The organism is Salinicola halimionae, assembly GCF_003206065.1.
GTDB classification, from domain to species: Bacteria; Pseudomonadota; Gammaproteobacteria; order Pseudomonadales; family Halomonadaceae; genus Salinicola; species Salinicola halimionae.
Map to the genome: position 1 here is coordinate 1 of NZ_PZJQ01000002.1, position 26,527 is coordinate 26,527.

Below are 26,527 nucleotides of genomic sequence, written 5' to 3' on the forward strand. Positions count from 1 at the left end.
TCAGCACTATTCAACAACTTGACTCGAGCTGGCTCAGCCAAGCGTGATGCGAGCGTAGCGCTTCTTGCCAGCCTGGATCACGTAGCTCTTGCCCGTTTCGAGCATCGTATCCTTGGCAGCCACTTCCCCATCGACCTTGACCCGGCCGTTGCCGAGCATGTCCTTGGCCTGGGCACTGTTGTTGGCCAGATTGGCACGATTGAGCACGGCGGCAATTGGCGCCTGGGTCGCGCCGTCGAAGTCGACCGTCACTTCCGGCAGATCCTCGGGCAGCTCGCCCTCCGCCAGCTGATTACCCGCGGAGCGGTGCGCGTTCGCCGCCGCCTCTTCACCGTGGTAACGCGTGATCAACTCTCTCGCCAACGCCATCTTGATATCTCGAGGATTGGCGCCTCCGGTGATCTCCTGGCGAATTGCTTCGATCTCTTCATTGGACTTCAGCGACAGCAGTTCGAAATAGCGCCACATCAAACTGTCCGGCATCGACACGATCTTGTTGAACATCACTCCCGGCGCATCGTCCACACCGATATAGTTGTTCAACGATTTGGACATCTTCTGGACACCATCCAGCCCTTCGAGCAACGGCATGGTGATGACCACCTGCGGCTCCTGGCCGAAATGCTTCTGAACCTCGCGCCCCATCAGCAGATTGAACTTCTGGTCGGTGCCCCCAAGCTCGACGTCCGCCTTCAGTGCCACCGAGTCGTAGCCCTGCACTAGCGGATAGAGAAACTCGTGAATGGAGATCGACTGCCCGGCGCGGTAACGCTTTTCGAAGTCGTCACGCTCCAGCATGCGAGCCACGGTGGACTGCGCCGAGAGCTCGATCATGTCGGCCGCCGACATCTCTCCGAACCATTCGGCGTTAAAACGCACTTCGGTCTTGTCGGGATCGAGGATCTTGAAGACCTGCTGCCGATAGGTCTGGGCATTGGCCTTGACCTCTTCCTCGGTAAGCGGCTTGCGCGTCACGTTCTTGCCGGTCGGATCACCGATTCGGCCGGTGAAATCGCCGATCAGGAAAATCACCTCGTGGCCAAGATCCTGAAACTGGCGCATTTTGGTCAGCAATACGCTATGTCCCAGGTGCAGATCGGGAGCCGTGGGGTCGAAGCCTGCCTTGATGCGGAGCTTGCGACCGGATTCGAGCTTTTTCACCAGCTCATCTTCGATCAGAATCTCCTGCGTACCGCGCTTGATCAACGCCAGCGCCTCATCGACCTCGGCCATCGTATCCGTCTCCCTTACCAACGCTATCGAGCTTGAAAGGCGGCAATCTTAGCACGAGTCTTTGACCATCGTTGAGCCACGCCCCGGCCCAGCCGCCGTGCTACGTTACGAATTCACGTCGCCGATTCACGCTATCGATTCATGCGATCGATTTACAACAACGAGGGAGAGGTTCATGTCACTGTTCGTGGGCTTGATGTCCGGCACCAGCCTGGACGGCATCGATGCGGCCCTGGTAGAGATCGACGATGACATCGATCAACGCCCGCGGCTGGTCGATGCGCTTTGCCTGCCGCTGGGCGCCGAGCTGGGGAGAGCCCTGCTCGAACTGACGCAAGCGTCGCAGGTGAGCTTTGCTGCACTGGGCGCCACCGAAAGCGCATTCTGCGATCGCCAAGCTGAAGCGGTGCACCAGTTGCTGGCACGCCACGATCTGACTCCTGCGTCGCTTACCGCCATCGGCAGCCATGGACAGACCATCGAGCATGCCCCCTATGCAGACGCACCTTTTACCTATCAACTCGACAACCCCAGCCGACTGGCCGAATTGACCGGTTGTCAGGTCGTCGCCGACTTTCGCCGTCGCGACATGGCGGCCGGCGGTCAGGCTGCGCCACTGGCGCCGATTTTCCATCAGGCATTGTTTACCGACGCCGTCCGCACCCGGCTCATTCTCAACCTGGGCGGGATTGCCAATTTGACGCGCCTAAGGCCTTCGGGATCATCGCTGCCGGTCATCGGCTTCGATACCGGACCGGCTAACCTGCTGATCGATGCCTGGCACGCCCGGCACCAGCATGGCCCGATCGATGAAGATGGTTGCTGGGCCGCCAGTGGCATCATCGATGATCTCTTGCTCGAACGCCTACTGGACGAACCCTACTTTGCCTCCGCGCCGCCCAAGAGCACAGGACGGGAGCAGTTTCATCTCGGGTGGGTGGAAAAGCGCCTGCGCGGCGATGAAGCACCGGCCGACGTTCAGGCCACCTTGGCGGAGCTGACCGCGATCAGCGTGGCGCAGGCTGCGGGGGAGTTCATCGAAGCGAATAACACCGACCTGATCGTTTGCGGCGGCGGGGCTCATAACCGCCATCTCATGCAGCGTTTGGCAACACATCTGCCCGGCGTCGCATTATTGCACTGCGAGGATTTTGGCTGGTCGGCCGACTGGCTGGAAGCTGGCGCTTTCGCCTGGCTAGCCTGGCGGCGGATTCACCAACTGCCAGGCAATCTGCCAGAAGTGACCGGCGCCAGCGGACCTCGAGTACTGGGCGGTATCTATTCGCCCTGACAGACCTCCGGCGGAGGCTGACACCAGGTTTGCTCCTGCTTCTAGAGACACTGAATCACTGCCGATCTGCGTCGTCGATCAATGAAAACCGGGTGCCATCATCTCCTCGCTCTCCGGGACGACGCCGCTCGCCATATCGGATCAGCATACGCAGATCGTTGGCTGAATCGGCGTGGGCCAGCGCCAGCTCCTCACCGATATCGCCACGCCGGAACAGCTCATAGAGCGACTGATCGAAGGTTTGCATGCCTTGCTCGCGGGAGCGACGCATCAGATCCTTCAGTTCTGCCACCTCGCCGCGCCGGATCAACTCGCTGATCAACGGCGACTTGAGCAGGATCTCCGTCGCCACACAGCGCCCGGCACCATCCTGGCGAGGCAGCAATCGCTGAGCGACCACGGCACGCAGGTTGAGCGAAAGATCCATCCAGATTTGCTCCTGCCGGGACGGCGGAAACAGGCTGAGGATGCGTTCGATCGCCTGGTCGGCGCTATTGGCGTGAAGCGTCGCCAGACACAGATGCCCGGTTTCGGCGAAGCTAAGCGCCAGCTCCATGGTGTCGCGGCTTCGAATTTCGCCAATCATGATGACATCCGGCGCTTGGCGCAGCGCGTTTCTCAGCGCAACCTCATAGGACTCGGTGTCGATGCCCACTTCGCGCTGATTGATGATGCCACGCTGGTGGGGATGCATATACTCGATCGGATCTTCGATGCAGATGATGTGACCGCCAACCGTACGATTGCGATGCTGGATCATCGAGGCCAGCGTCGTCGACTTGCCGCTGCCGGTCCCACCGACCACGAGCACCAGCCCGCGCCGAATGGAGGCCAGGGTTCCTGTCACCACTGGCAGCCCCAACGATTCGAGATCGGGAATATCGAACGCGATGCGCCGCACCACCATGGCCGGCTGGCTGCGCTGGTAGAAGGCGCTGACCCGAAACCGCCCCTTGCCGCTCAGACTCAGGGCGAAATTGGCTTCGTGCTCGGCTTCGAACGCTTCCCGGCGCCCCTGAGGCAAGGCGACAGCCACCAGTTCGCGTACCTGTTCCGGATGCAACGGCGTTTCGCCTAGCGCCACCAGTTTTCCATCGAGCTTCAGACAGGGCGGAGCCCCGATGGAAATCAGCAGGTCCGAAGCCTGCTTGGCCAACATGATGTCGAGTAATTGCTCAAACCATTGAGAGGGTGTCATGACATGTCCTGAAAACCGGAATCAGGGGCCCGATTCATTGATCGAGCCCGGCGCGCGACTTGGCGTGGGCTTCCTGGCGTGTCACCAAGCCTTCGGCCACCAAATGGGATAGCGCCGCATCCAGCGTCTGCATCCCCAGGTTGCCGCCGGTCTGAATCGCTGAATACATCTGCGCGACCTTGCCCTCTCGAATCAGGTTGCGGATCGCCGACGTGGCCACCAGGATTTCGTGAGCGGCGACTCGCCCACCACCATCGCGCTTGAGGAGTGTCTGAGAAATCACCGCCTGCAGGGACTCGGACAGCATCGAACGCACCATGCCTTTCTCGTCCCCCGGGAACACATCGATGATCCGGTCGATGGTCTTGGCCGCCGAGGTGGTATGCAGGGTACCAAACACCAGATGACCGGTCTCCGCCGCCGTCAGTGCCAGTCGAATGGTTTCCAGGTCTCGTAGCTCGCCCACCAGAATCACGTCCGGATCCTCGCGCAGCGCCGAGCGCAGGGCGGGCGCGAAGCCCTTGGTATCACGATGGACCTCACGTTGATTGACCAGGCAGCGCTTGCTTTCGTGAACGAATTCGACCGGATCCTCGATGGTCAGGATATGTTCCTGACGATTGCTATTGATGTAGTCGATCATCGCCGCCAGCGTCGTCGACTTACCGCTTCCGGTCGGCCCCGTGACCAGCACCAGGCCCCGCGGTAGCATCGCCAGACGCCGGAAGACATCGCCCAGCCCAAGATCATCGAGCGTCAGCACATTACTGGGAATGGTACGAAATACGGCGCCCGCCCCTCGCCCCTGAGTGAAAGCGTTGACGCGAAAACGCGAAACTCCGGTAACCTCGAACGAAAAGTCGGTTTCGAGTACGGCCTCGAAGTCGCGGCGCTGACGATCGTTCATGACGTCGTAGATCAGGCGGCGCACCTGGCTGTCGTCGAGCGCCGGCACGTTGAGTCGGCGCATGTCACCGTCAACCCGTATCATGGGCGGCAATCCTGCCGAAAGGTGCAGATCGGAGGCGTCGTGTTTTGCCGAGAACGCCAACAGTTCGGTAATATCCATGGGCTTTTATTCGCTCCCCTGCGTAAGGTCGCTAATCAGTATGTCAGAAGCATCGGTGTCCGAGTCCCTATCCCGTGCCCGCGAGCGCCTCGGAGCGGCGTTGGCTGCTGCCGGTCGTCCGGGTGATGACGCGCACCTGCTTGCTGTCAGCAAAACCAAGTCAGCGGACATGCTGCGCCAGGCCTATATCGCCGGTCAACGCGCTTTCGGCGAGAACTATCTGCAGGAAGCTCTGGACAAACAACAGGCACTGGCCAATCTCGACGATATCGAGTGGCATTTCATCGGCTCACTACAATCGAACAAGACTCGCGAGGTGGCCGAGCATTTCAGCTGGGTGCATGGCGTCGATCGGGAAAAGATCGCACGTCGTCTTTCCGAACAGCGCCCCGCCGAGTTAGGCCCCCTCGATATCTGTCTGCAGCTCGATGTCAGCGGCGAAGCGAGCAAGGCGGGCGTCGAACTTCAGGCATTGCCGGCGCTCGCCGAGTCGATTCTCGCGCTTCCCAATCTGCGTCTGCGCGGGCTGATGGCACTGCCCGCGCCCAGCGACGACCCCGAGCAGCAGCGCCAGGCCTTCCGCCATGTCGCCGATGCCTTGGCAACGCTACGACAGCGCTTTCCCGAAGCACCACTGGATACGCTATCGATGGGCATGAGCGGCGACCTGGAAGCGGCCGTCGCCGAAGGCGCCACCATCGTCCGTCTGGGCACCGCCGTCTTCGGTAGCCGACCGCCAGCCGGGAGTTGACGGCTCCAATGGCTTGCTCTTCTCGACGCCAGACCATAGGGCTTTTTCACAGGGCTTCTCCAAGAGCTTTGCCAAAGGGCTTTCCCACAGGACTCATCCATAGGACCTAGTCATGACCGACTCGCCCCAGGCCAGCCGTATCGTCTTCATCGGTGCCGGCAACATGGCCAGCGCCATCTTCGGTGGCATGCTCGATAGCGGCTATCCCGCCGAGGCCATCGTCGCCACGTCGCGTAGCCAAGAGAAGCGCGATGACATCAGCCAACGCTACGGCATCCGCACGATGCAGGATAATCTAGCTGCCGTTGAGCAGGCCGACGTGCTGGTGCTGGCGGTCAAGCCGCAGATGATGCGCGACCTGTGCCTGTCGCTGAGAGAAACCGTCCAGGTACGCCGTCCCCTGGTCGTCTCGGTGGCGGCCGGGCTCGACGCCGCGACGCTGGATGGTTGGTTGGGGGGTGGCTTGGCGCTGATTCGCTGCATGCCCAACACGCCGTCGCTGGTAGGCGCTGGCGCCAGCGGCCTCTACGCCAACGCCCGCGTCAGCGATGGGGAGCGCCAGCTCGCCACCGAGCTTCTGACGTCGGTCGGGCTGGTCGAATGGGTCGATCAGGAAGCGCAGATCGAAGCCGTCACAGCCGTCTCCGGCAGCGGCCCGGCCTACTTCTTTCTCTTCATGGAGTCGTTGGAGGCTGCCGGTATCGAACTGGGTTTGCCTGCGAAAAGCGCGCGCCGACTGGCATTGCAGACCGCCTTCGGGGCCGCCAAGATGGCGCGGGAGAGCGAATTCGACCCCGCTGAACTACGCCGCCGCGTCACGTCTCCCAATGGCACTACCGAGCGGGCCATCAACGCTTTCGAGGAGGCGGGCCTGAAGGACATCGTAGGCCGCGCGACCCAGGCCTGCGCCGAACGTGCCCGAGAGCTATCTCGCGAATTGTCGCGCGAATGAAACAAAGATCGAACCCAGTCGGAATGGAACCCGCCGAATCATTAGGAGAACGTAATGGGCAGTAATCTCGGAAGCGCCGGCTTGATGCTGGTCAACACGCTAGTCAACATCTATTTGTTTGTGTTGATGCTGCGCTTTTTGCTGCAATTTTCGCAGGCGGACTTCTATAACCCTCTGAGTCAGGGAATCGTCAAGGCGACGCAGCCAGTCGTCGCCCCGGTACAGAAAATTCTGCGCCCTGTCGGCCGTATCGATATCGCCACGCTGTTCGTGGGTTTTCTGCTGAAAGTGATCGTGATCATCGCGATTTTCCAGATTGCCGGCTTCGGCATGCCGCCGCTTCAAGGGCTGCTGTTGGCCGGCATCGCCGGTGTCCTCAACGCGATTCTCAAGATCTACTTCTTCGCCCTGATCATCATGATCATCCTGAGCTGGGTGGCACCTCGAGCCAGTCATCCCGGGGCGCTGCTGGTCATGCAGATCGTCGAACCGATCATGGCCCCGGTGCGCCGTGTGATCCCGCCGCTGGGCATGATCGATCTGTCGCCGATCGTGGTGTTCATCATCATCAACCTGCTCGACAGCGTCGTGGTGGGCTCGCTCGCCCGCGCCGCCGGCTTGCCGGGTGCTCTGATCGGTTTCTGAACCGTCGTGATCACGGCCCTGTCACTGTTGCAGCATGACTGTCGCAGCGTTATCAGGGCCGCGGTTCCATCACTATCGCGGCGTCGTGACTTCCGCGGCGGCGCTAGGGCACCCCCGATACGTCATCGGTGACATGCCCCTGCTGAACCTGGAGATTATCCCGCTTCATGTCCGCTTCCTTCCCGTCCGATTCGGTCGGCGTGGTCACACCGCAAATCGCGACGTTCGAGTCGCCGCTGGCGCTGGCCTGCGGCAAGACCCTAGAGCGCTTCGAACTGGTCTACGAGACCTACGGTGCGCTGAATGCCGAGCGCAGCAATGCGGTGCTGATCTGTCACGCCCTTTCGGGACATCACCATGCCGCGGGTTATCACACGGCCGATGAGCGCAAACCCGGCTGGTGGGACGCTTACATCGGTCCCGGCAAGGTGATCGATACCGATCGCTTCTTCGTCATCTCGCTCAACAACCTGGGCGGCTGCCACGGCAGCACCGGGCCTGCCAGCCTCAATCCGCAGACAGGTCACCAGTGGGGGCCGACATTCCCGGTCATGACCGTGGCGGACTGGGTCCATAGCCAGGCTCGCCTGGCCGATCAGCTGGGCATCGAACGTTTTGCCGCAGTGGTCGGCGGCAGTCTGGGCGGCATGCAGGCAATGCAGTGGTCAATCGCCTACCCGGAACGCGTCGCCAACGTGGCCGTGATCGCCGCCACCCCTCGCCTGTCGGCGCAGAATATTGCCTTCAACGAGGTGGCGCGCCAGGCGATCCGCTCGGATTCCGATTTCCACGATGGCTGGTACGCCGATCACGATGCGATTCCCAAGCTCGGGTTGAAACTGGCCAGAATGATCGGCCACATCACCTATCTGTCGGAACACTCGATGGGGTCGCGCTTCGGCCGCGACCTGCGCAGCGATCAGTTGAACTTCGGCTACGACGTCGAATTCCAGGTTGAATCCTATCTGCGCCATCAGGGCGATACGTTCTCGACCCGCTTCGACGCCAACACCTATCTATTGATGACCAAGGCGCTGGACTACTTCGATCCCGCCGGCCAGCACGGCGGCGATCTGGCGGCGGCACTGGCCCCGGTGACCTGCCCTTATCTGGTGGTCAGCTTCACCACCGACTGGCGCTTCGCGCCGGCACGCTCTCGGGAACTGGTCAGTGCGCTACTGCGAGCCGGCAAGGCGGTCAGCTATATCAATGTCGACTCGCCCCACGGCCATGACGCGTTTCTGCTGCCCAACGATCAGTACGAAGCCGTATTCGGCAGCTACATGCGGCGCATCCACGCCGATATCACCGGGGAGGCAGTCTGATGCGCGCGGATCTTGAGCTGATCTACGACTGGATTCCCGACGACGCCCGTATTCTCGACCTGGGCTGCGGTGATGGCACACTGCTGGCAGCGCTGGCACGCCACAAGAACGTTACCGGGTACGGCCTCGAGATCGATCCCGAGGGGATTGCCGCCTGCCTCGGCCGGGGCGTCAATGTGCTCGAACAGAACCTCGACGATGGCCTCGGCAACTTCGTCGACGACGCCTGCGACCTGGTAATCATGACTCAGGCGCTGCAGGTATTGCGTCGCCCCGACGCCATGCTCGACGAGATGCTGCGCGTGGCCCCGGAGTGCATCATCGCCTTCCCCAACTTCGCCTACTGGAAGCACCGCCTGCATCTGACATTCCGCGGTCGCATGCCGGTGTCACGCTCGCTACCGCACGCCTGGTACGACACGCCCAACATTCACCTGTCGACGTTTCAGGACTTCGCCCAGCTGTGCCGCGACAAGGGCGTCACCATCGTCGATGAAGCGGTGGGCAGTGCCGAGCATGAAGGACATTGGACCTCGCGGCTCTGGCCCAATCTTTTCGGCGAGACGGCAATTTTTCGGGTGCGCCGCGGGCGCTAGTCAGACCATACGCATGACCGCTGACGAGAATCAAAGCGGCTTCGCGGACCAGCGGCGATCGAGATCGATACTCAGACGGCGATTCAGCATCATCGCCTCGGGCCGACCCGATCGCCGCATGACGCGACAGCCGTAGGCCAATATCTCCACCCCGCGCTCGCTCACCGCCTGCAATGTCCGCGCGTAGGCCGGATCGAGGTGCGCTGCGGGTGCCACGTCATCGATGCCGGTATGTGCCACGCAGAACAGCAATACGCTACGGTGCCCTTGGTCGGCCAGATCGGCGAGCACATCCAGATGACGTCGGCCCCGCTCGCTGACGGAGTCGGGAAAATAGCCATGACCGTCGCTCTCTTGCAGCGTGACCTGCTTTACCTCGACGAAGGTATCGCGACCCGGCGGTGCGCTCAGTCGAAAATCGAGTCTGGCCCCTTCGACACCGACCTCCCGCTTGAGCTCAGAGAAGCCTGCCAGCTCCGGAATGGCGCCAGCGAGCAGCGCCTCTTCCACTAGCGCGTTGGCTCGCCCGGTATGCACCGAGACCCAGTCGATATCTCCATTCCTGTCGGGCAGCTCGATCAGCTCCCAGGTCCAGGCAAGCTTTCGAGCCGGATTGGTGCTCGGCGACAGCCAGACCCGGCAACCGGGCGCATTGACGGCCCGCATCGAACCGGTATTGGGACAGTGCGCCACGACTTCGCGGCCATCCTCGAGCTCGATATCGGCCAAGAAGCGTTTATAGCGTCGCAGCAGAATGCCGGAAACGAGAGCGGGATAATTCATGCGGTGCCGATCCCTTGAGCGTGAGGTCAGGAAGATAAACGTTGTCGCCGCTGCCGGACCGGCCGATAACGGCTCGATTCCCCGGTTTCACAAACGCGGCATGAGAAAAATAAAGCGCCTATTGGGTTGCAAAGCGGCAACTTTTTCGCTAAATAAGCATGGCTTCGGGCAGTGGCAATCGCTGCCCACGGTCGATACTCGGCCAGATCACACGCGTCACGACACTTGCGTAACGAGGCAGCCCACATGCCAGTAGCGGAAAAGAAAGCGGAAGCGCCCAGTCAATTCACCCCGTACCAGCCGGCGCCGGGTGAAGAGTATATGAATGACAAACAACTTGCGCATTTCCGTGAGATCCTTCTGGGCTGGAAACAGGATCTGATGGAAGAGGTCGATCGCACGGTTCGCCATCTGCAGGAAGAAGCCAACAACTTCGCCGATCCTGCCGATCGCGCCACGCAGGAAGAGGGGTTCAGCCTGGAACTGCGCACCCGGGATCGCGAGCGCAAGCTGCTCAAGAAGATCAACGAAACGATCGAGAAGATCGATGAGGATGACTACGGCTTCTGCGAAGCCTGCGGCGTCGAAATCGGCATTCGTCGTCTCGAAGCTCGCCCCACGGCCACGCTGTGCGTCGACTGCAAGACGCTGGCCGAGCTCAAGGAAAAACAGCTCGGCGGCTGAGCGTCATGATTGCGTTCGCCACGCGACGGGCACCTTCATCGGTGCCCGTTTTGCGTTCTGCGGCTCCACGCCCGTTCCTCCGTGATCGGAACCACCATGCACCCTGCGTCGAATCCGGAGCCATGCCATGACTGCGCCTCTCTCGGCAACGCCTGATTATGTCGGCCGCTTCGCTCCCACACCCTCGGGGCCCTTGCATCTGGGTTCGCTGGTGGCAGCGGTGGGAAGCTGGCTGGACGCTCGAGCCGCTGGCGGCCAATGGTTGCTGCGATTCGAGGATATCGACCCGCCCCGCTGCCCACCCGGTACCGACGACACCATCCGTCGCCAACTGGAAGCCTTCGGCCTGGCATGGGATGGAGAGATTCGCTATCAGAGCGAGCGCGGGGAAGCCTATCAGACAGCGCTGGATCGGCTGCTCGCCGTTGGCATGGCTTATCCCTGTGGCTGTTCGCGTCGAGAATGGCAGCAATATGGCTATTATCCGGGCTGGTGTCGCCATGGGTCGCGATACCCTGAACGGCCGCAAGCCTGGCGCTTGCGAACTGACAAAGGCGTTCAACCCGTAACGTGGCAGGACCGCCTGTTCGGCCACCAGAGCCTCGACCCGACCCGGCAGGGCGACGTCGTCATCAAACGCAAGGAGGGGCTCTGGGCTTATCAGTTGGCCGTGGTGGTCGATGATGCGGACCAGAACGTCACCGACATCGTGCGTGGTTTCGATCTGCTCGATAACACGCCATGGCAGCGCCAGCTCCAGACCGCCCTCGGCTATTCCGAACCCCGCTATCTACATCTGCCACTGATTCTGGGCGACGACGGTCAGAAGCTCTCCAAACAGAATCTCGCGACCGCCATTCCCGATGATGCCGACCTGGCTCGACCACTGCTTCATCAAGCGCTGCAGCTGCTCGATCAGCATCCCCCTATGACGCTACGCGAGGCGCCGGTGGCCGATCAGCTCGCTCACGCCTGCCAAAACTGGTCGCCGCAGGCGTTGAGTGCAACGCCGGGGCGAACTCGAAGCTGAAGCCAGACGAGGATACCTGTTCCCTCCTGTTCGGCTACCCGTTCCATCCCTCGTGCGACGCTTTGGCCAGGCAACAGTATCTTCTCGTCGTCCCCCAAAAAATCGAAGCTGAAGTAGCCCGCGCCCCCTTCCTTTGGCCGGTTGTAACCCTCTCCTACATTCGGTTGAAGACTATTGTCTAAGCGCAACCTGCGCCATTTTGCGTCACCCTGTCGCCATCGCATGAGGGTGCACCACAATCAAGCATAAGCGGTCTAAGGTGCCCCGTCATGAATCAGCGAGATCGACCGTGTCCGGAGCCAGTTGAAACTTGGCATGGAAAGAATTCAGCAAGATATTGTTTTATAAGAAAAGAATATGGAGTGGCACGGCAAGTGCAATCAGTAAGATAAGAAAAACAACAGCGGGTGCCGATCAATCCCAACGACAATAATCGTTGATCGGATGTCCCCAAGTGCCGACGACAATGACAACATGGCACTCAACCTAAAAGGCAGATCGTCAACGGCCCAACAATAACAAACTTGGCCGAAGGCACGAATGAGAGCATGAACAACAACAATCGTTCTCGGGCCTAAGCAAAATCAGGACGCGACGCTCTTCATCAGCGGGGCAACAAGAACAAGCCTCCCCGTGGTCCGAAGACTTCTCGGAACAACGACAAGAACCGAGAAAGGGCATTGCCTGTCGTGGTTGGATTATTGTTTTGAATACGAGGTGGTCGCTACGCAGCAAGGCTGACAATGACAAGCCGAAGGCTGCAGTAGCGTTTAGCGACTGTGTTACGTATTCAAGGCGATGCGCCATCACGAACAAGAAAAAGCGGCATGGACGTTGCGAAGTATCTTTAGAGGGGAGGCCCACCGGGTCTCCCCTTTTACTATGACTCCTCCCGGAGCAAATCCGGTTTCCGACCCGTTGATCGACAGCCCCTTCCGGTGCCCCAAACGCGCATCCCCCATCCCCTTTCCTTTCTCCCGTCGCGACCGTTGCCTTTGCAAGGCTTCGGGGCTCCGCTACACTGGAGTTTTGCTACCTCGCGAGTCGATTTCGTCGCATGTTCAAAGGATTTTCCCGTTTTCTCCAGCGTCCCGGTGAGCGTTTGAAGACATTCTTCAATCCGGAATCTGCACAGGCTGGCGAAGACGCTACGCCCACTCGACAAGTCCTGCCTCGCGACGAACACAACGTCTCGCGCCAGAATCTCAGCGAAAGCGCACTCAAGGTCCTGTACCGGTTGAACAGTGCCGGCTATGACGCCTATCTGGTCGGCGGTTGCATTCGCGACTCGCTGCTGGGGAATCGGCCCAAGGACTTCGATGTCGCTACCAACGCCACGCCCGATGAAGTCCGCCAGCTGTTCCGCAACTCTCGCATCATCGGCCGTCGCTTTCGCATCGTTCACGTCCGCTTCGGGCGCGAGGTGATCGAGGTCACGACTTTTCGTGGACGTCATGGTGAAGAACACACCGGCAATTTGAGCCAGCAGTCGGACGACGGTTTGCTGCTTCGCGACAACGTCTGGGGCAGCGTCGAGGAAGACGCGATTCGTCGCGACTTCACCGTCAACGCGCTCTACTACAGCGTTACCGACTTCGCCATTCACGATTGGACCGGCGGGCTCCAGGATCTCGATGACCGTGTACTGCGGATGATCGGCGATCCGGAAACCCGTTATCGCGAAGACCCGGTTCGCATGCTGCGCGCCGCACGTTTCGCCGCCAAGCTCGACTTCCGGATCGCCGAAGACACCGAAGCGCCGATCCGCGAGCTGGCGCCGCTCCTTTTGCAGATTCCGCCGGCCAGGCTGTTCGAGGAAGTCCTCAAGCTGTTCCTCTCCGGTCACGCCCTGCAAAGCTTTCGCGTGCTTCGCGAACGCGGACTGTTTGCCATGCTGTTTCCCGAGAGCGACGAAGCCCTCAACGAGCAACCGTGGGCGGTCAAGCTCGTCGAGCAGGCGCTGGCCAATACCGACGCGCGAATCGCTCAGGATCGTCCGGTGACGCCCGCTTTCCTGTTTGGCGCCCTGTTATGGCCTTGCGTACAGCAGCGCACCCCTCAGATCGCGCACGAACAGGACCTGCCCGAAATTCCGGCGCAACAGGCGGCGGCACAGCAGGTCATTAGTCGCCAGTTGCAGCACACCTCGATTCCCAAGCGCTTCAGCATGCCGATGCGTGATATCTGGGACCTGCAGCAGCAGTTACCCCGTCGTCGCGGTCGCCGGGTTTTCCAGACGCTCGAGCACCCGCGCTTCCGCGCGGCGTACGATTTCCTGCTGCTGCGAGAGGAATCCGGTGAATTGACGCCGGGCCTCGGCGCGTGGTGGACCGAATTTCAGAAAGCCGACGAGGACGGCCAGCGTCAGCTGATGGCGGATGCCGATAGCGGCCCTCCTGCCGACGGCGCGAGCGGCAAGCCACGTCGTCGACGCCCGCGCAAACGTCGGCGTCCGACCAACAAGCCGACGCCGCCGACGCTGAATGACTGAACGCCAGCGTTCGGCCCTGGCCTACGTCGGCCTGGGCAGCAATCTCGAAGCGCCGCGTGATCAACTCGAGCGGGCGCTCTCGGCATTGGCACTCTTGCCCTTGAGCGAGTGCGTCGCACGCTCCTCACTCTACGCCAGTGCACCGGTCGGTCCCCGGGATCAGCCGGACTTCATCAACGCCGTCGCTGCCATTCGTACTCGGCTGTCGCCGCTGGCGCTGCTCGACCAACTGCAGGCGCTCGAGCAACACCACCGCCGCGTACGTAACCGCCACTGGGGTCCGCGTACGCTGGACCTGGACCTGCTGTGGTATGACGGACTCGCACGACGTTCTCCACGCCTGACGCTTCCCCATCCTGAAATGTCCCGCCGCCGGTTCGTGCTCGAGCCCCTCGCCGAAATCGCCCCCACCCTGACTTTGGGAGGCGAGCTGCCTCTGACACTAGCAGGTAGCCTCAAGGATCAGGCGCTGACTCGACTGGTAGAGTAAATCCGGCGCGATGGGCAGTTAGGTAATGGGTATGTCAGAAGACCTTTCATGCCGCCAACGTCGAGTTGCGTCCTGTCGACAACCCATTACACTCTGCTCCGCATCGTCTCTTCGGGGGCGACAAGCCGGCGCCCCCTGCCACGTGGGGAATGTCGTCGGCGTCCGCGAGCGAGCCTCGCTGTTCATGGGAGAGAGAGCATGAAGCGCGTCACCCTCAATACGCTGCGCGACTGCAAGGCACGCGGAGAGGCCTTCAGCTGTCTGACCGCCTATGACGCCACGTTGGCGCGCTGCGCCGACGCTGCCGGTATCGATGTGCTGCTGGTCGGCGATTCGCTGGGCATGGTCCTGCAGGGCCACGGGAGTACGTTGCCGGTCACCCTCGAAGACATTCGTTATCACACGACCTGCGTGGCGCGCGGCAAGCAGCGAAGTCTGCTGATGGTCGACCTTCCGTTCATGAGCAATGCCGACATCGGCCAGCTACTCCGCGATGCCGGCGAGCTGATGCGCGCCGGGGCCGAGCTGATCAAGATCGAAGGTGAGGCATGGATGGCCGACGGCATTCGCGAACTGTCGCGTCGCGGCGTGCCGGTCTGTGCTCACCTCGGCTTGACCCCGCAAAGCGTCCATCAACTGGGTGGCTTCAAGGTACAGGGCAAGGCGGAAGACGATGCCCAGCGTATCGTCGATGATGCCCGACGGCTGGTCGACGCCGGCGCCGCGGTCATTCTGCTCGAATGTGTCCCTCGCGCCGTAGGTCGTGCGGTACGCGACGCAGTCGACGCGCCCGTCATCGGTATCGGCGCCGGGCCGGATGTGGACGGACAGATCCTGGTCATGCACGACACCTTGGGCTTGAACAGCGGCTACGTGCCACGCTTCGTACACAATTTCCTGAAGGGTCAGGAGAGTATCGAGGCAGCGTTTCGCGCTTATGACGAGGCGGTCAAATCGCGCCGTTTTCCGGCCGAGGAGCACTGCTTCTGATGCAGACGCTCCACGAGATCGCACCGCTGCGTGAACGGCTTCGAACACACCGCCTGGCCGGGCAGCGTATCGCGCTGGTCCCTACCATGGGAAATCTGCACGAAGGTCATCTGGCCCTGGTCGACCGCGCGAGAGAGTCCGCCGACGTGGTCGTGGCGACACTGTTCGTCAATCCTCTGCAGTTCGGCGCCGGGGAGGACTTCGGCCAGTATCCGCGCACGCTCGACAGCGATCGCGAACGGCTGACGGCGCATGGCTGCGATCTACTGTTCGCCCCTAGCGTCGAGACGCTCTATCCCGGCGGGCTGGGGACCCAGACCCAGGTTCACGTGCCGAACGTCTCCGAAGGGTTGTGCGGTGGAACGCGTATCGGTCACTTCGACGGTGTCGCCACGGTAGTCTCACTACTGTTTCATCTGATCCAGCCGGATATCGCCTGTTTCGGCGAGAAGGACTTCCAGCAGCTGGCCGTGATTCGCAAGCTGGTCGACGACCTCCACTTTCCCATCGAGATTATCGGTGTCCCAATCGTGCGCGCCGCGGACGGCTTGGCGCTATCCTCGCGCAATGGTTATCTCACGTCCGACCAACGAGCGCTCGCCCCGGCTCTGCAGCAAACGCTGGCGCAATGTCGCAGCGCGCTGGCGAGCGGCGAGCCGCCTGGCACCATTCTGGCCGCTGCCTCGCAAACCTTGGAGGAAGCCGGCTTCCGGCTCGACTATCTCGAACTGCGGGCCCGCGATCTTTCCCCTTTCGAACCCGGTCGCGATGCCGAGGCGCACCTTCTGGCTGCGGTTTATCTCGGCTCGACGCGACTGATCGATAACGTTGCCGTTGAACTTCCCCAGCCATCCGGAGCCGATCTTCGACATGGCTGACGTTCGCTGGCGCCCGGCCCTATCCTCCGATATCACGGTCATTGTCCATTGGATCGAGACGCCCAAAGCACTCGAGCGCTGGGCCGGACCGGGTCTCACCTGGCCCACCGACGGCCCGACGCTGTGGCAGGAGATCGCCGCCAGCGATAACGCCTCTTTCAGTCTGGTCGTGAACGACACCCCCATCGCGTTCGGTCAACTCGTGGACAAGGGCGAGCGGCGCGCGCACCTGGCTCGAATCATCGTGTCGCCCGTCCACCGGCGCCAGGGTCTTGGCGAGCGCCTATGCCGGCATCTCCTCGCCGAAGCCCGCCACCGTAAGGCTGACACGGTGACGCTCAACGTCTTCGTCAACAATCATGCCGCGCTCGATCTTTATCGGCGGCTGGGTTTCGTCAACCATGGTGTGATCGACACCCGTGGCATTCAGCCCATGCAGCTGCGACAATTTACCCAGAATGTCGACAATACAGACCCATAGCGCCTGGCAGCGCCTTGACCCCGCCGCCAGCTCGTCAGCGAAAGAGACCCGATGAATCAATTGAGACCGGACCCCTTCTCTCCGTATCAGTTCTACACGGCCGAGCAGTGGGCCGAATTTCGAGCCGACACGCCGCAGACACTATCTGCCGAAGAGCTGCGACGGCTACGCTCACTCAACGATCCAATCGATCTGGGCGAAGTGCGGCGGATCTATCTATCGCTATCCCGGCTACTCTCTTCCTACGTCGAAGCCAGTCAGCGTCTCTACGCCCAACGCAAACGCTTCCTGGACATCGATGATACCCAGAAGACGCCGTTCATCATTGGTATCGCCGGTTCGGTCGCAGTGGGAAAATCCACCACCTCGCGCATTCTCAAGGAGCTGCTGGCGCGCTGGCCGTCGAGCCCCAAGGTCGATCTGGTCACGACCGACGGTTTTCTCTATCCCAACGCTGTGCTGCGCGACAAGGATCTGATGGCTCGCAAGGGATTTCCCGACAGTTACGACATCGGCGCCCTGCTGCGTTTTCTTTCCTGGATCAAGGCCGGTGCCCGCCATGTTCAGGCCCCGCTCTATTCGCACCTGACCTACGACGTGCGCGAGCATGAGTATCAGACCGTCGACTGCCCCGACATCCTCATCGTCGAAGGCATCAACGTGCTTCAGGTCCGTGACCTGCCGGAAGACGGCAAGATGGTGCCATTCGTGTCGGATTTCTTCGACTTCTCGATCTATATCGATGCCGAGGAGGACCATATCCACGACTGGTATCTGGAGCGCTTCAAGCTGCTGCGACAGACCGCTTTCCAGAACGCCGATTCGTTCTTTCATCGCTACGCCCAGATCGGGGAAGCCGAAGCGGTCGAGATCGCGGAGGGACTGTGGCGAGACATCAACCGACGTAATCTACGCGAGAATATTCTGCCCACCCGTCCCCGCGCCGACCTGATCCTGCGCAAGGGCTGCGATCACCTGGTGGAGCAGGTCGCGCTGCGCAAGGTTTGAACACGACTCTCCCGCAGGATCGAAAGACTAGTGAAGTCATCACGAACAGCGTTTTGTAATTTCGTGTCAAACCGTAGAACTTTTTCCGCCGCTGGCCTTCTGAGTGAACTCACCGTTCGTTCAAGCTAGGGAAAGCAGCAATGTTGGTATCCGTGCAGGCACTGAGAGCCCTGGCGGCGTGGATCGTCGTTTTTCACCATTTTATGCAGGTGTTTTTTGGTTTCGATGCCAACAACTGGGTCGAATACCTGTTCTCCACCCGCGGGCAGGTGGGCGTGGATATCTTCTTCGTCATCAGCGGCTTCGTCATTTATGTTTCGAGCCGTGGCAAACGGCTAACGATGCCGCAGTTCCTGTTGCATCGTCTGGCCCGGATCGTTCCCGCCTACTGGCTCTATACCGCCATCACCGCGCTGGTCATCTATTTCGCCAGCGATGTCATGCCAGAGTACGGCCTGGGCCTCAAGCAACTGATTCTGTCGCTGTTCTTCATCCCGACGGAGAACCCGGCCGGCTATGGTTACTTTCCCATCCTGCCGGTGGGCTGGACGCTCAACTTCGAAATGCTGTTCTACGTGGTCTTCGCCGCCTCGCTGGTGCTCAAGCGCGAATGGCGGTTGTGGGCGGTGGTTCTGACCATCGTCGTCATCAATACCCTGTTTGCCCGGCAACCCTTCATCAGCAATTTCTACACGGATCCGATCATTTTCCAATTCCTGTTAGGAATGGGTATCGGTGTCGTCTATCACCGTTACGGAATTCCCGGCGGTCGCTGGTGGCCAATGGCTCTGGCGCTTGCCAGCACCGCGACGATTCTCTGCTTCAACGACCCCAGCGGCGCCGTCCGTTTCTTCGTCTGGGGCTTGCCCAGCGCCCTGCTGGTCATCGCATTCATCGGCCTGGAGTCACGGATCGGCGATAACCGCGTCGTCAAGGCGATGGGGGACTGGTCCTATTCCACCTACTTACTGCACGTGATCGTCCTGTGGTCAGGAAACTACGTCCTGACCGAGCAGTTCGGCCTCAGCCCTTACCTGGCGCTGGCGGTCTGTCTGCCGATCATCGCACTCTGCTCCTGGCTAAGCTTCGAATTCGTAGAGAAGAAATTCTCGCGTCGGCTCAAGCGGCATCTGCCGACGCCGAGCCCTCGAACCGCCGCGGCATGAGCTAATTCATAAAAACGCCCATAAAAAAACGCCCGGCCTGCGTGACCCAGGCCGGGCGTTATTTATGGAGCATTGGCGGTTACCGCCGGGGAATCACTCTTCGCTTTCGAGCGTCGCCTCGAAGGCGGCCTTCTCTTCCGGCGTGATCTCCTTGATCGACAGCTTCACGCGGTTGCGGTTGTCGATATCCAGCACCTTGACCGTGACTTCCTGGCCTTCGCTCAGGTAATCCTTCACGTCGTTGACGCGCTCCGGCACGATCTGGGAGATGTGCACGAGGCCGTCGGTACCCGGCATGAAGTTGACGAAGGCGCCGAAGTCGGCGAGACGCACGACCTTGCCGCGATAGAGCTTGCCGATCTCGGCTTCGGCGGTGATGCCTAGCACGGTGTCGATGGCGCGCTTGGCCGCGGAACGGTCTTCAGCGTAGATGCGCACGGTGCCGTCGTCATCGATATCGATGGAGGCGCCGGTCTCTTCACAGATGCCGCGAATGGTCGCACCGCCCTTGCCGATAACATCGCGGATCTTGTCCGGCGAGATCTTGATCGTCTGCATCGCCGGCGCGTAGTCGGAGACTTCGTTACGGCTCTCGGCAATCACGACGTTCATCTGATCGAGGATATCGATACGCGCCTGATGCGCCTGCTGCAGCGCGGTCTCCATGATCTCTTCGTTGATGCCTTCAATCTTGATGTCCATCTGCAGCGCGGTCACGCCGTTGACGGAACCGGCCACCTTGAAGTCCATGTCGCCGAGGTGATCTTCGTCACCCAGGATATCGGTCAGCACGGCGAAACCATCGTCGTCCTTGACCAGACCCATGGCGATACCCGCTACCGGCGCCTTGATCGGCACGCCCGCATCCATCAACGCGAGTGACGCGCCGCATACGGAAGCCATCGAGCTGGAACCGTTGGACTCGGTGATCTCGGAGACGACGCGAATGGTGTAGGGAAAGTCGTCATCGTTGGGCAGCATTGCCTGGATGCCGCGACGCGCCAGACGGCCATGGCCGATCTCGCGACGCTTGGGTCCGCCCATGAAACCGGCTTCGCCCACGCTGTACGGAGGGAAGTTGTAGTGCATCAGGAAGCGATCCTTGCGCTCACCTTCCAGCGATTCGATCAGCTGGGCGTCGCGCAGCGTACCCAGCGTAGCGATGACCATCGCCTGCGTCTCGCCGCGGGTGAACAGCGCCGAACCGTGGGTGCGCGGCAGCACGCCGACCTTGATGTCGAGCGGGCGCACGGTCTTGTGATCGCGGCCGTCGATGCGCGGCTCGCCAGCGACGACCCGACTGCGCACGGTTTTCTTCTCGAGACCCGCCAGCGCACCGGAGACTTCGTCGACACTGAATTGCGCCGCGTCACCGCTGGCCAACTGCTCGATGGCCTTGGTGCGGATCTCGGCCAGCGCGTCCTGACGCGCCATCTTGTCGGTGATGCGGTAGGCTTCGCCCACGGCACTTTCGAAAGACGCCGCAATCGCCTGCTTGAGCTCGACGTTGTCGGCGGCCGGCTGCCAGTCCCACTTCGGCTTGCCCGCTTCGCTGACCAGCGATTTGATCGCATCGACCGCGACCTGCATCTCCTGATGCGCGAACAGCACGCCACCCAGCATTTCGTCTTCGGTCAGCTCCTTGGCTTCGGACTCGACCATCAGCACGGCCTTGTCGGTACCGGCCACGACCATGTTGAGCTCTGACGTGGCGAGTTCTTCGACGGTCGGGTTGAGGAAGTAGCCGCGCGATTCGGTAAAGCCGACACGTGCCGCACCGATGGGACCGCTGAATGGCAGACCAGAGATCGCCAATGCCGCAGACGTGCCGATCATCGCGGCGATGTCGGGGTCCTGATTGCGATCGGCGGACAGCACGTTACAGATGACCTGGACTTCGTTCATGAAGCCTTTGGGAAACAGCGGACGAATCGGTCGATCGATCAGACGCGAGGTCAGCGTTTCTTTTTCGGTCGGGCGCCCTTCGCGCTTGAAGAAGCCACCGGGGATCTTGCCCACGGCATAGGTCTTCTCCTGGTAATGCACGGAGAGCGGGAAAAAATCCTGGCCGGGCTTGAGCGTCTTGCGGCCAACGACAGTACATAGAACGACTGTGTCGTCCATGGTGACCAGCACGGCACCGGTTGCCTGACGGGCGATACGGCCAGTTTCTAGCGTGACGGTACTCGAACCGTACTGGAATGTGGTCTGAACCGGGTTCACGGGCTTTCCTTTACTTGTCGAATTCATTGGGTCGTTTTGACTCGGCGCTTATTCTAGGCGTTCGTCGAGGACAGGGCTACCGATCAGCGACCTTGGTCCCATGCTGTCCATCAAGGAAAACACGAGCCCAGAACGCAACGACCCCCGCCACGGGGGCGAGGGTCGTTGGGCGATGACGTCGCCGTTGGCGACATCGCAGTCGCTTGGCCTTCTTAGGCTTCGCGCTTGCCATCCACTAGGCGCTTCAGTTTCAGCGGATTGTCATGCTTGATCGCTTCCGGCAGCAGCGCATCCGGCAGATCCTGGTAGCAGACCGGACGCAGGAAGCGGAAGATCGCCGCCGTGCCCACAGAGGTCGTGCGCGAGTCGGAAGTCGCCGGGAACGGACCGCCGTGAACCATGGCATCACACACTTCCACCCCGGTCGGCCAACCGTTGACCATGACGCGGCCTGCCTTGCGCTCGAGAATAGGCAGCAGCGCCTTGGCGGCATCCAGGTCGGCGTCGTCCATCTGCAGCGTGGCGGTCAACTGACCTTCCAGATGCTCGGCAACCTGCTTGAGCTCGCCAGCATCGGCGCACTCGACCACCAGCGAAGTCGAACCGAAGACCTCGTCCTGCAGCGCCTCGCTACCCAGGAAATCCTGTGCCGACGCCACGAACAGACCCGTCTGGCACTGGTTGGGACCTTCGCCTTTCTGGCCGCGTGCCACTTCTTTCGCCTTGCCGCTACCGCTCAATGCGCTGACGCCGTTCTCGTAGGCATCGAAGATACCCGGCGTGAGCATGGTCTGGGCTGCGCTACCCTTGACCGCTTCACCCGCGGCGGCGACAAAGGCATCCAGCTCCGGTCCCTTGATCGCGACGACCAGCCCCGGATTGGTACAGAACTGACCGGCACCCATGTTGAGCGAACCCACGAACGCCTTGCCCATCTCTTCGCCGCGCGCTTTCAGTGCTGCCGGCAACGGGAAGACAGGGTTGATGGAACTCATCTCGGCATAGAACGGGATCGGCTCGGGACGCGACTGGGCGGCCTTCCACAGTGCCAGACCGCCACTGCGCGAACCGGTGAAGCCGGCCGCCTTGACGCGTGAATCGGTGACCAGTGCGGTGCCGACTTCGCGACCGGAGCCGAACATCAGCGAGAACACGCCTTCCGGCAGGCCGCACTTCTTGACCGCAGCCTGAATCGCACGGCCCACCAGTTCGCTGGTGCCGGGGTGCGCGCCGTGCGCCTTGACGATGACCGGGCAGCCCGCCGCCAGTGCGGAAGCCGTGTCGCCGCCGGCCACGGAGAACGCCAGCGGGAAGTTGCTGGCACCGAATACCACGACCGGGCCCAGCGCGATGTGACGCTGGCGCAGGTCGACCCGCGGCATCGGTTGACGATCCGGCAGCGCCGGATCGATGCGAACGTCGAGCCATTCACCGGCACGCACGGTCTTGGCGAACAGGCGCAGCTGACCACACGTCCGGCCGCGCTCGCCCTGAATTCGACCCTGGGCCAGACCAGACTCCGCCACGGCACGCTCGATCAAGTCATCGCCAATCGCTTCGATCTCGTCGGCAATGGTTTCCAGAAACTTGGCGCGATCCTCGAGCGAGGTCTCGCGATAGCTGTCGAAAGCGCTCCAGGCCAGTTCGCAGGCACGCTCGACTTCCGCTTGGGTGCCGCCAGGATAGGCCGGCTCGAGACGCTCGTTGGTGGCCGGATTGATTGCCTGAATCGGGTCACGGCTGCCTTTCGCGGTCTGCTGACCGATTAGCATTTCACCTGTCAGATTCATCTTGCCTCCTGCAGTGATGGTGGATACGGATTCTTCTCCAGCCTTGGCCGGATACGACTTGCGTTCTGCCCGCCATGGCACAATTTTTTTTCACGGCGTCGGTGCTTGCACAACACCGGTTACTGCTCGATATCGTTGTTTCCCGACATCGTTTCTTGCACAAGAACGTTCTTTATACAAGGTAGTGTGCTGAGGCCATTCTCGCGTCAGATCCTTCATGTCGGGCCGTCATTGATAGGTGGGGCCAACGCATCACCGTTTCAACGAACCAGGGCCGGACGCTTGGGATCGAACTGCCAGCCATCGATCATGTACTGCATTGCCATGGCGTCGTTGCGCCCCCCGGCTGGCAAACTGCGGTAAAGCGCATTGGCCTGTTCGATCTGCGCCATATCGATCTCGATACCCAGTCCGGGGGCGTCCGTCACTGCGACCTTGCCGTCGACGATCTCCGGCGGGTTACGGGTTAGCCGGGCATCGCCCTCCTGCCAGATCCAGTGCGTGTCCAACGCAGTGGTGCGACCGACGGCGGCTGCACCGACCTGGGCAAACATCGCCAGCGAGATATCGAAATGATTGTTGGAGTGAGAACCCCAGGTCATGCCGTGATCCTGGCACAGCTGAGAGACCCTCACCGCGCCGGAGAGCGTCCAGAAATGCGGGTCGGCCAGCGGAATGTCGACCGAACGCAGCATCAACGCGTGGGCCATTTCGCGCCAGTTGGTCGCGACCATATTGGTGGCGACCGGCAACCCGGTGGCATGGCGGAATTCGGCCAGAATCTCGCGACCTGAAAAGCCCTGTTCAGCGCCGCACGGATCTTCTGCGTAAGCAATCACGTCATGCAGGTTTTTGCATAGCCGGATCGCCTCGTTCAGCGACCAGGCCCCGTTGGGGTCGATGGTGGTGCGCGCTTCGGGAAAGGCATTGTGGAGCGCGGTAACGGCCTCGATCTCCTGCTCGCCCGGTAGCGCCCCCCCCTTGAGCTTGAAGTCCTTGAAGCCGTAACGATCATGCGCCGCCTCGGCGAGTTCGACGATCCGCTGGGGCGTCATCGCCGTTTCATCACGCTGGCGATACCAGTCGTGGCTGGCACCGTCGGTACCGTGGCGATAGCCGAGCGGCGTGGCATGACCATCGCCGATGAAGAACAGATAACCCAGCACCTCGACGCTATCGCGCTGCTTGCCGTCACCCAGCAGCTCGGCCACCGGCACATCGAGAAACTTGCCGAACAGGTCGAGTAATGCTGCCTCGAGTGCCGCTACCGCGTTGACGCGCAGCTCGAAGGTCCAGGACCCCTTGCCGAAATCCTCGAAATCGGCACCGCGACCGGCGGAATGCAACGACGACACCATCGAACGCAGCTTGCCGATAGGCTGGCCCACGACCAGCGGCCGGGCCTGCTCCAGCGAGCGCTGGATCGTCTCACCACCTGGCGCTTCGCCAACGCCCACGTTGCCGGCACTATCCTCGAGAATGATCAGGTTTCGAGTGAAATAGGGAGAGTGCGCGCCACCGATATTGAGCAGCATACTGTCCCGGCCGGCGACCGGAATCACTTTCATGTCCGTAACCGTGGGTGTGGCATGACTCGGCATAGCGAGGGTCTCCATTCATCGAAGGCACGGCGTACGCTGACCCAAAGCGAAGGGCCACCGAGCCATTGATTCTCATTGAAATTCGCTCACGCCGAAGGGCGTTCATCGACAATCGAAGGGCGGCACCGGTCCGCCCCGGTGATTCTGAATTCAGAATCAGAGCGCGTTGGCTTTTTCGATCAGCTGTTTGAGAGTCGCTCGCTCTTTCTCGCTGGGCATGGTCAGCGGCGCGCGCACCTCGCCACCGGGATAGCCGACCAGATCGGCACCGGCCTTGATCAGACTCACGGCATAGCCTTTCTGGGTATCGCGTAGGGTGACGAACGGCACGAAGAAGTCGCGCGTTGCCTGGCGAACGAACTCGCTATTGCCCTTGCGCAGTTCCTGGTAGAACTTCACCGCCATTTCGGGCACGAAGTTGAACACGGCAGAAGAGTAGGTGCTGACACCGATGGCCAGATAGGCTTCGGCAATGATCTCGGCCGTCGGTACGCCGCCGACGTAGGCGAGACGATTGCCCAGCGTCTTGATGATGATGTTGAGCGCCTGCATATCGCCCTTGCCGTCTTTCAGACCGACCAGATTCGGGCAGCGATCAGCTAGCGCCTGAACGGCGTCGACGTTGAGATAGCCATTGGCACGATTGTAGTAGATTACGCTGAGATCGGTGGAATCGCACACACTGGCGGCATATTCGACGATACCGGCCTGGGGACATTCAGTGAGGTACGGCGGCATCAGCAAAATGCCATCGGCACCGGCTTCCTGGGCGGCCTTGGCATGCGCCTTGGCGAGTCCCGCGCTCTGACCGGCGCTGGCGATGATCGGCACATGCCCGCCGAGGGTTTCCACCGCGACCGTCACGATCTCACGATACTCTTCGATCGTCATGTTGAAGAATTCGCCGGTGCCGCCGGCCACGAAGAGAGCGGAAACCTCGTAGTCCTTCAGCCACAGCAGCCGGCGGCGGTAGCTCTCGACGTCGAACTTGCCGTTGGCATCGAAATCGGTGACCGGGAACGACAGCAGACCGTCGGTAATGGAGGCAACAACCGCTTCTTTGGAAAAATTCACCTGGATTCCCCTCATCGTGGGTTAACGTCAATCTGCCATTCAGTCGCTCGACCGCAAGACCTGACCGGGCCAACCAAAGCGCAGCTGTATTTGATGGGCGCATGTTGTCATACATCATACTAAAATGCCGTTAGACCTTAGATGAATTTCAGTTTGCAGGCGACCCATCAGCGTCCGAACGGTAGCTGAGTCGTCGACAGCACCTCGCGCAATCCCATGAAGGAACGGATCTGGCGTACGCCGGGCAAATAGATCAACTGCTCGGCATGCAACCGATTGAAGCTCTGGTTGTCGCGGGTGCGAATCAGCAGGAAATAATCGAATTCGCCGGTGACCACATGGCACTCCATGCAGCCTGAAATATGCTGTGCGGCGGCTTCGAAATCGGCGAACGACTGTGGGGTCGAACGATCCAGCACGACTCCGATCAATACCACCATACCGGCGTTGAGGCGCTCGGCATCCAGCAGCGCCACCGTGCGCTTGATGATACCGGCCTGCTTGAGCCGTTCGACACGGCGAAGACAAGCAGGAGGGCTTAAGTTGACGCGCTCCGCCAGAGCGACATTGGAGATCGATGCATCACGCTGCAGCAGCTCGAGAACCTGGCGGTCGATGCGATCCAGCGATGCACTAGCGTGGTTGTCGGATTCCGGCACAGCTGCTTATCCACTCTCGATTAATTTAATTTCGCTTAAATACCCAATGACAGAATATAAATCACTTATGGCCGAAATTAGCAAATCTTAATGTCATAAAAAGCCTTTAATTTGCAACT

The 26,527-nt window shown here is 61.0% G+C and carries 24 protein-coding genes; 15 read left to right on the top strand and 9 right to left on the bottom strand.

Annotated features, from left to right (window positions below; all coding sequences use genetic code 11):
• Window positions 1-33: 33 nt before the first annotated feature.
• Window positions 34-1,233, bottom strand: a complete 1,200-nt coding sequence (gene tyrS / locus DOM27_RS00530; RefSeq protein WP_110654123.1) for a tyrosine--tRNA ligase — start codon at window positions 1,231-1,233, stop codon at window positions 34-36.
• Window positions 1,234-1,408: 175 nt separating this feature from the next.
• Here tyrS and DOM27_RS00535 point away from each other — a divergent pair, with 175 nt between their 5' ends.
• Window positions 1,409-2,524 carry an anhydro-N-acetylmuramic acid kinase gene (locus DOM27_RS00535; RefSeq protein ID WP_110654124.1) on the top strand — a complete coding sequence of 372 codons (1,116 nt, stop codon included), beginning with the start codon at window positions 1,409-1,411 and terminating at the stop codon, window positions 2,522-2,524.
• Window positions 2,525-2,579: 55 nt separating this feature from the next.
• On the opposite strand, the gene DOM27_RS00540 is transcribed toward DOM27_RS00535, so the two are convergent.
• Window positions 2,580-3,722 (bottom strand): PilT/PilU family type 4a pilus ATPase, encoded by a 1,143-nt coding sequence (locus DOM27_RS00540; RefSeq protein WP_110654125.1) that lies wholly within the window; start codon window positions 3,720-3,722, stop codon window positions 2,580-2,582.
• Window positions 3,723-3,756: 34 nt separating this feature from the next.
• Window positions 3,757-4,791: a type IV pilus twitching motility protein PilT gene (locus tag DOM27_RS00545; protein ID WP_110654126.1), complete on the bottom strand. Its 1,035-nt coding sequence runs from the start codon at window positions 4,789-4,791 to the stop codon at window positions 3,757-3,759.
• 40 nt (window positions 4,792-4,831) lie between these two features.
• On the opposite strand from DOM27_RS00545, the gene DOM27_RS00550 reads away from it, so the two are divergent.
• The 5 genes from DOM27_RS00550 to metW all read left to right on the top strand — a co-directional run bounded on the left by DOM27_RS00550 (window position 4,832) and on the right by metW (window position 9,060).
• On the top strand, window positions 4,832-5,542 hold the full coding sequence (locus tag DOM27_RS00550; protein WP_110654127.1) for a YggS family pyridoxal phosphate-dependent enzyme: 711 nt from the start codon (window positions 4,832-4,834) through the stop codon (window positions 5,540-5,542).
• Window positions 5,543-5,654: 112 nt separating this feature from the next.
• A complete protein-coding gene (gene proC, locus DOM27_RS00555; RefSeq protein WP_110654128.1) occupies window positions 5,655-6,494 on the top strand; it encodes a pyrroline-5-carboxylate reductase in 840 nt (279 codons plus the stop codon).
• Between the two features lie 54 nt (window positions 6,495-6,548).
• The gene (locus DOM27_RS00560; RefSeq protein WP_110654129.1) at window positions 6,549-7,139 is read left to right on the top strand and encodes a YggT family protein; all 591 of its coding nucleotides are present in this window, start codon (window positions 6,549-6,551) and stop codon (window positions 7,137-7,139) included.
• A 167-nt stretch (window positions 7,140-7,306) separates the two neighbouring features.
• Complete coding sequence (gene metX / locus DOM27_RS00565; protein ID WP_110654130.1) at window positions 7,307-8,464, top strand: homoserine O-succinyltransferase MetX; 1,158 nt, start codon at window positions 7,307-7,309, stop codon at window positions 8,462-8,464.
• Window positions 8,464-9,060, top strand: a complete 597-nt coding sequence (metW, locus tag DOM27_RS00570; protein WP_110654131.1) for a methionine biosynthesis protein MetW — start codon at window positions 8,464-8,466, stop codon at window positions 9,058-9,060. Before metX ends, metW begins: the two co-directional genes overlap by 1 nt.
• 30 nt (window positions 9,061-9,090) lie before the next feature.
• Here the strand turns inward: metW and sfsA are convergent, their stop codons facing one another.
• On the bottom strand, window positions 9,091-9,843 hold the full coding sequence (sfsA, locus tag DOM27_RS00575; protein WP_110654132.1) for a DNA/RNA nuclease SfsA: 753 nt from the start codon (window positions 9,841-9,843) through the stop codon (window positions 9,091-9,093).
• A gap of 246 nt (window positions 9,844-10,089) precedes the next feature.
• On the opposite strand from sfsA, the gene dksA reads away from it, so the two are divergent.
• The 9 genes from dksA (at window position 10,090) to DOM27_RS00620 (ending at window position 19,061) form a co-directional block, all read left to right on the top strand.
• A complete protein-coding gene (gene dksA / locus DOM27_RS00580; RefSeq protein ID WP_110654133.1) occupies window positions 10,090-10,527 on the top strand; it encodes an RNA polymerase-binding protein DksA in 438 nt (145 codons plus the stop codon).
• A 127-nt stretch (window positions 10,528-10,654) separates the two neighbouring features.
• Window positions 10,655-11,557, top strand: coding sequence for a tRNA glutamyl-Q(34) synthetase GluQRS (gene gluQRS / locus DOM27_RS00585; protein WP_110654134.1), 903 nt, complete (start codon window positions 10,655-10,657; stop codon window positions 11,555-11,557).
• A 1,057-nt stretch (window positions 11,558-12,614) separates the two neighbouring features.
• Window positions 12,615-14,048: a polynucleotide adenylyltransferase PcnB gene (gene pcnB, locus DOM27_RS00590; protein WP_110654135.1), complete on the top strand. Its 1,434-nt coding sequence runs from the start codon at window positions 12,615-12,617 to the stop codon at window positions 14,046-14,048.
• Complete coding sequence (gene folK / locus DOM27_RS00595) at window positions 14,041-14,538, top strand: 2-amino-4-hydroxy-6-hydroxymethyldihydropteridine diphosphokinase (RefSeq protein ID WP_110654136.1); 498 nt, start codon at window positions 14,041-14,043, stop codon at window positions 14,536-14,538. The genes pcnB and folK overlap by 8 nt, the downstream gene beginning before the upstream one ends.
• Before the next feature lie 198 nt (window positions 14,539-14,736).
• Complete coding sequence (panB, locus tag DOM27_RS00600; protein ID WP_110654137.1) at window positions 14,737-15,528, top strand: 3-methyl-2-oxobutanoate hydroxymethyltransferase; 792 nt, start codon at window positions 14,737-14,739, stop codon at window positions 15,526-15,528.
• A complete protein-coding gene (gene panC, locus DOM27_RS00605) occupies window positions 15,528-16,406 on the top strand; it encodes a pantoate--beta-alanine ligase (RefSeq protein ID WP_110654138.1) in 879 nt (292 codons plus the stop codon). Before panB ends, panC begins: the two co-directional genes overlap by 1 nt.
• Window positions 16,399-16,887, top strand: coding sequence for a GNAT family N-acetyltransferase (locus DOM27_RS00610; protein ID WP_110654139.1), 489 nt, complete (start codon window positions 16,399-16,401; stop codon window positions 16,885-16,887). Before panC ends, DOM27_RS00610 begins: the two co-directional genes overlap by 8 nt.
• A gap of 51 nt (window positions 16,888-16,938) precedes the next feature.
• Window positions 16,939-17,895 carry a type I pantothenate kinase gene (gene coaA, locus DOM27_RS00615; RefSeq protein WP_110654140.1) on the top strand — a complete coding sequence of 319 codons (957 nt, stop codon included), beginning with the start codon at window positions 16,939-16,941 and terminating at the stop codon, window positions 17,893-17,895.
• 140 nt (window positions 17,896-18,035) lie between these two features.
• Complete coding sequence (locus tag DOM27_RS00620) at window positions 18,036-19,061, top strand: acyltransferase family protein (protein ID WP_110654141.1); 1,026 nt, start codon at window positions 18,036-18,038, stop codon at window positions 19,059-19,061.
• 93 nt (window positions 19,062-19,154) lie between these two features.
• Here DOM27_RS00620 and pnp read toward each other — a convergent pair whose 3' ends face one another.
• The 5 genes from pnp to DOM27_RS00645 form a co-directional block, all read right to left on the bottom strand.
• Window positions 19,155-21,284 (bottom strand): polyribonucleotide nucleotidyltransferase, encoded by a 2,130-nt coding sequence (gene pnp / locus DOM27_RS00625; RefSeq protein ID WP_157956680.1) that lies wholly within the window; start codon window positions 21,282-21,284, stop codon window positions 19,155-19,157.
• Window positions 21,285-21,496: 212 nt separating this feature from the next.
• A complete protein-coding gene (locus tag DOM27_RS00630) occupies window positions 21,497-23,074 on the bottom strand; it encodes an aldehyde dehydrogenase (NADP(+)) (RefSeq protein ID WP_110654143.1) in 1,578 nt (525 codons plus the stop codon).
• A gap of 260 nt (window positions 23,075-23,334) precedes the next feature.
• Complete coding sequence (locus tag DOM27_RS00635; protein ID WP_110654144.1) at window positions 23,335-24,675, bottom strand: enolase C-terminal domain-like protein; 1,341 nt, start codon at window positions 24,673-24,675, stop codon at window positions 23,335-23,337.
• 156 nt (window positions 24,676-24,831) lie between these two features.
• Window positions 24,832-25,749, bottom strand: coding sequence for a 5-dehydro-4-deoxyglucarate dehydratase (gene kdgD, locus DOM27_RS00640; RefSeq protein ID WP_110654145.1), 918 nt, complete (start codon window positions 25,747-25,749; stop codon window positions 24,832-24,834).
• 167 nt (window positions 25,750-25,916) lie between these two features.
• The gene (locus DOM27_RS00645) at window positions 25,917-26,408 is read right to left on the bottom strand and encodes an Lrp/AsnC family transcriptional regulator (protein WP_110654146.1); all 492 of its coding nucleotides are present in this window, start codon (window positions 26,406-26,408) and stop codon (window positions 25,917-25,919) included.
• Window positions 26,409-26,527 lie beyond the last annotated feature (119 nt).

Bases quoted from the DNA above. Each gene is read 5' to 3' on its own strand.
- tyrS (WP_110654123.1), bottom strand. From the start codon at position 1,233: ATGGCCGAGGTCGATGAGGCGCTGGCGTTGATCAAGCGCGGTACGCAG.
- DOM27_RS00535 (WP_110654124.1), top strand. From the start codon at position 1,409: ATGTCACTGTTCGTGGGCTTGATGTCCGGCACCAGCCTGGACGGCATC.
- DOM27_RS00540 (WP_110654125.1), bottom strand. From the start codon at position 3,722: ATGACACCCTCTCAATGGTTTGAGCAATTACTCGACATCATGTTGGCC.
- DOM27_RS00545 (WP_110654126.1), bottom strand. From the start codon at position 4,791: ATGGATATTACCGAACTGTTGGCGTTCTCGGCAAAACACGACGCCTCC.
- DOM27_RS00550 (WP_110654127.1), top strand. From the start codon at position 4,832: ATGTCAGAAGCATCGGTGTCCGAGTCCCTATCCCGTGCCCGCGAGCGC.
- proC (WP_110654128.1), top strand. From the start codon at position 5,655: ATGACCGACTCGCCCCAGGCCAGCCGTATCGTCTTCATCGGTGCCGGC.
- DOM27_RS00560 (WP_110654129.1), top strand. From the start codon at position 6,549: ATGGGCAGTAATCTCGGAAGCGCCGGCTTGATGCTGGTCAACACGCTA.
- metX (WP_110654130.1), top strand. From the start codon at position 7,307: ATGTCCGCTTCCTTCCCGTCCGATTCGGTCGGCGTGGTCACACCGCAA.
- metW (WP_110654131.1), top strand. From the start codon at position 8,464: ATGCGCGCGGATCTTGAGCTGATCTACGACTGGATTCCCGACGACGCC.
- sfsA (WP_110654132.1), bottom strand. From the start codon at position 9,843: ATGAATTATCCCGCTCTCGTTTCCGGCATTCTGCTGCGACGCTATAAA.
- dksA (WP_110654133.1), top strand. From the start codon at position 10,090: ATGCCAGTAGCGGAAAAGAAAGCGGAAGCGCCCAGTCAATTCACCCCG.
- gluQRS (WP_110654134.1), top strand. From the start codon at position 10,655: ATGACTGCGCCTCTCTCGGCAACGCCTGATTATGTCGGCCGCTTCGCT.
- pcnB (WP_110654135.1), top strand. From the start codon at position 12,615: ATGTTCAAAGGATTTTCCCGTTTTCTCCAGCGTCCCGGTGAGCGTTTG.
- folK (WP_110654136.1), top strand. From the start codon at position 14,041: ATGACTGAACGCCAGCGTTCGGCCCTGGCCTACGTCGGCCTGGGCAGC.
- panB (WP_110654137.1), top strand. From the start codon at position 14,737: ATGAAGCGCGTCACCCTCAATACGCTGCGCGACTGCAAGGCACGCGGA.
- panC (WP_110654138.1), top strand. From the start codon at position 15,528: ATGCAGACGCTCCACGAGATCGCACCGCTGCGTGAACGGCTTCGAACA.
- DOM27_RS00610 (WP_110654139.1), top strand. From the start codon at position 16,399: ATGGCTGACGTTCGCTGGCGCCCGGCCCTATCCTCCGATATCACGGTC.
- coaA (WP_110654140.1), top strand. From the start codon at position 16,939: ATGAATCAATTGAGACCGGACCCCTTCTCTCCGTATCAGTTCTACACG.
- DOM27_RS00620 (WP_110654141.1), top strand. From the start codon at position 18,036: ATGTTGGTATCCGTGCAGGCACTGAGAGCCCTGGCGGCGTGGATCGTC.
- DOM27_RS00630 (WP_110654143.1), bottom strand. From the start codon at position 23,074: ATGAATCTGACAGGTGAAATGCTAATCGGTCAGCAGACCGCGAAAGGC.
- DOM27_RS00635 (WP_110654144.1), bottom strand. From the start codon at position 24,675: ATGCCGAGTCATGCCACACCCACGGTTACGGACATGAAAGTGATTCCG.